The 2,248-nt window shown below is 67.8% G+C and carries 5 protein-coding genes; 4 read left to right on the top strand and 1 reads right to left on the bottom strand.

Features of this window, described 5'->3' with window-relative positions; translation table 11 throughout:
• The first annotated feature begins 371 nt into the window (after positions 1 to 371).
• The 3 genes from K206_RS0108905 (at position 372) to K206_RS0108895 (ending at position 1,530) form a co-directional block, all read left to right on the top strand.
• Complete coding sequence (locus K206_RS0108905) at positions 372 to 575, top strand: cold-shock protein (RefSeq protein WP_020202065.1); 204 nt, start codon at positions 372 to 374, stop codon at positions 573 to 575.
• Between the two features lie 150 nt (positions 576 to 725).
• Complete coding sequence (locus K206_RS0108900) at positions 726 to 1,010, top strand: hypothetical protein (protein WP_020202064.1); 285 nt, start codon at positions 726 to 728, stop codon at positions 1,008 to 1,010.
• A 142-nt stretch (positions 1,011 to 1,152) separates the two neighbouring features.
• Positions 1,153 to 1,530: a hypothetical protein gene (locus K206_RS0108895; protein WP_020202063.1), complete on the top strand. Its 378-nt coding sequence runs from the start codon at positions 1,153 to 1,155 to the stop codon at positions 1,528 to 1,530.
• A gap of 5 nt (positions 1,531 to 1,535) precedes the next feature.
• Here the strand turns inward: K206_RS0108895 and K206_RS0108890 are convergent, their stop codons facing one another.
• Positions 1,536 to 1,778, bottom strand: coding sequence for a hypothetical protein (locus tag K206_RS0108890; RefSeq protein ID WP_020202062.1), 243 nt, complete (start codon positions 1,776 to 1,778; stop codon positions 1,536 to 1,538).
• A gap of 202 nt (positions 1,779 to 1,980) precedes the next feature.
• Between K206_RS0108890 and K206_RS0108885 the strand changes: the two genes are divergently transcribed.
• Positions 1,981 to 2,202, top strand: a complete 222-nt coding sequence (locus K206_RS0108885) for a hypothetical protein (protein ID WP_020202061.1) — start codon at positions 1,981 to 1,983, stop codon at positions 2,200 to 2,202.
• The last annotated feature ends 46 nt before the right edge of the window (positions 2,203 to 2,248 follow it).

Here is a 2,248-nt window from a genome sequence, read left to right as displayed (position 1 = left end):
GGGACTGGCCGCGCTGCTGGCCAGGGAGCCGTTCACGGACGCGGCGCGCGCCCTGCTCGAGAAAGTGGGCGCCACGCTGTACCGGGTCGGGCTGGACGGCTACGAAGACTGAGCGCGGGGGCCGGGCGCCCGGCAAAAGGGTCTCGCCCCGGTCCTTTTTGCGCCGCGCGGCAGACTTTTTTCGCAGCTTCGTTGACACCATCCCCGCCGGCCTGTATAAACGCTGATGCAGGTCTTTCAAGCGGTTACTCCGATGTTATGGATCGTCCCCTCCAAGCGGCGATTCAATTGCTCCATGTTCCTTCCTTGATCGTCGTGCCTGGTGAGCATCAGGCTCATTCAGAACTTTTAAGGTTTAAAGGATATCCAGCATGGAAACCGGTACCGTCAAGTGGTTCAATGATTCCAAGGGCTTCGGCTTCATCACCCCGGACGCAGGCGGCAACGACCTGTTCGCGCACTTCTCCGAAATCCAGGGCAGCGGCTTCAAGTCCCTGCAGGAAGGCCAGAAGGTGCGTTACGTCGCCGGCGTGGGCCAGAAGGGCCCGGCAGCGACCAAGATCGAACCGATCTGATCGCCGCAGCTTCACCCAGCTTCACCGCTGAAAAAAACCCCGCCTGGCGGGGTTTTTTTATGGCCGCGACGCCCGCCGCCGCCGCAAATAAAAGGCAGGCCGCGCGGGCGATAGGAGTAGAGTGGGGAGCATCGAACCGCGGAGCGCATCATGGATACCAACCCGATTGCCAGCTACAAGGGCTACGACCTGTACCCGCTCGTCTACAAGCATGCGGTGGTGCGCAACTGGCCCGAGCGCAGGCCCGACCGGACCTTCGACGCCGCCGTGGTGATCTGCCGCGAGGGCGGCGAGCCCAGCGGCGGACAGGCCCGCACGTTCCGCCTCGACAGCACCCAGTGGGACAATGTCGGCGCCGCGCGCCGCGGCGTGCTGCGCTATGCCGAGGACATCATCAACGGCGCGGTTCCCGGGCAGTCCGTGGTATCGCTCTGACACCGGCGCGGGGCCGCCGCGCGGGCCGCGGCGATCCCCGGTAACATGGCCGGACCCCCGCAGCGCGGGACGGTCCGCGCCGGCGGCCTGTCCGGCTGTCAAATCCGGCCGCGCGCGCCGCGGCCTTGCGAGCGCATACACCATGAGCAAGGTTGCCGCACCGTCGAACTTCCTGTGTACCCTGCCGGGCGAGGGCAAGGGCATCGCCTATCACGTCGCCGTCAGCTTCGTCGACGCCAGCCGCCCGAACGGCGTGCGCTTCACCAGCTTCGTCGGCGAAGGCCGGCGCTCGTTCGGCGTGCAGGCCAGCGATGACACGGCGCTGGCCGGCGACGTCGCCGGCAGCTCCGAGGCGCTTTGCCGCCTGGCCATCGGCCAGGCCATCCGCGACAACCTCTACGACAAGAGCGGCGAGGGCGACTACGTGCTCGACCCGCAGGCGCAGCCGTGGGACGGCGAACTGCGCCCGGTCGGCTCGCGCGCCGCCGCGGGCGTGCCGCGCATGCGCTTCCCCAGCTAGCCGGACTACTTGCCCTCGTCGGGCACGTTGTAGGTCTGCTGCAGCGATGCGGTGAAGGGCCGGATCTTGTCGAGGCAGGCCTTGCCGTTCTCGCCTTCCATCGTGGAAAGGGTCCAGTTGCAGCCATCGGCATCGGGCGCATGCCAGACCACGTCGCCGAAGCAGGTGCCGGCGCATTCCGCGTGTTTCTGCTGCTCGGCGCGGATCATCGCGCGCAGTTCCGCCTTGTGCTTGATCTGTCTGGCCATCGTTGTCTCCCGTGCCGGCGTTTTCCGGGCAGCATACGCCGTTTGCCGGCGAGGGTGTGCGATTTGTTTGGCGCGCGCGGCAGTGTGGCGGGCCGCGCAAAATCCCACGGTGGACGCGCGCGTTAGCGCCTATGCTGGCAGCAGGAGCGCGCCGCCGGCGGCGCGCCCGACACGTCGGGAGGGGGACCAAATGCGGCGAGACATGTCTTTCGCGGACCGCGTTCTGACGGCGCTGCGGGCCGACAGCCAGGCCATGCTGAGCGATCTCCAGCTGGCCAAGGCGCTTGGCAACGTCGAGGCATCCAAGCTCGGCCACCACCTGCTGTTGCTGCAGGACGCGGGCCTGGTGGCCAAGACGGCCACGTCCGGATGGCGCCTGACCTGGGCCGGGCACGACCGCGCGGAGGCGCGCAGCAACGCCTAGCGCGGCTGCGCGCCGCCCGCGTCATTCTTCCTGGAACGCTTCCTCG

This window comes from Cupriavidus sp. WS (assembly GCF_000395345.1).
Classification (GTDB): domain Bacteria; phylum Pseudomonadota; class Gammaproteobacteria; order Burkholderiales; family Burkholderiaceae; genus Cupriavidus; species Cupriavidus basilensis_B.
Note: the sequence above shows the minus strand (reverse complement) of the source record. Positions and strands in the feature narration are given on the sequence as shown.

Excerpts from the sequence above, each read along its gene's own strand:
- K206_RS0108905 (WP_020202065.1), top strand. The coding sequence starts at position 372 with ATGGAAACCGGTACCGTCAAGTGGTTCAATGATTCCAAGGGCTTCGGC.
- K206_RS0108900 (WP_020202064.1), top strand. The coding sequence starts at position 726 with ATGGATACCAACCCGATTGCCAGCTACAAGGGCTACGACCTGTACCCG.
- K206_RS0108895 (WP_020202063.1), top strand. The coding sequence starts at position 1,153 with ATGAGCAAGGTTGCCGCACCGTCGAACTTCCTGTGTACCCTGCCGGGC.
- K206_RS0108890 (WP_020202062.1), bottom strand. The coding sequence starts at position 1,778 with ATGGCCAGACAGATCAAGCACAAGGCGGAACTGCGCGCGATGATCCGC.
- K206_RS0108885 (WP_020202061.1), top strand. The coding sequence starts at position 1,981 with ATGTCTTTCGCGGACCGCGTTCTGACGGCGCTGCGGGCCGACAGCCAG.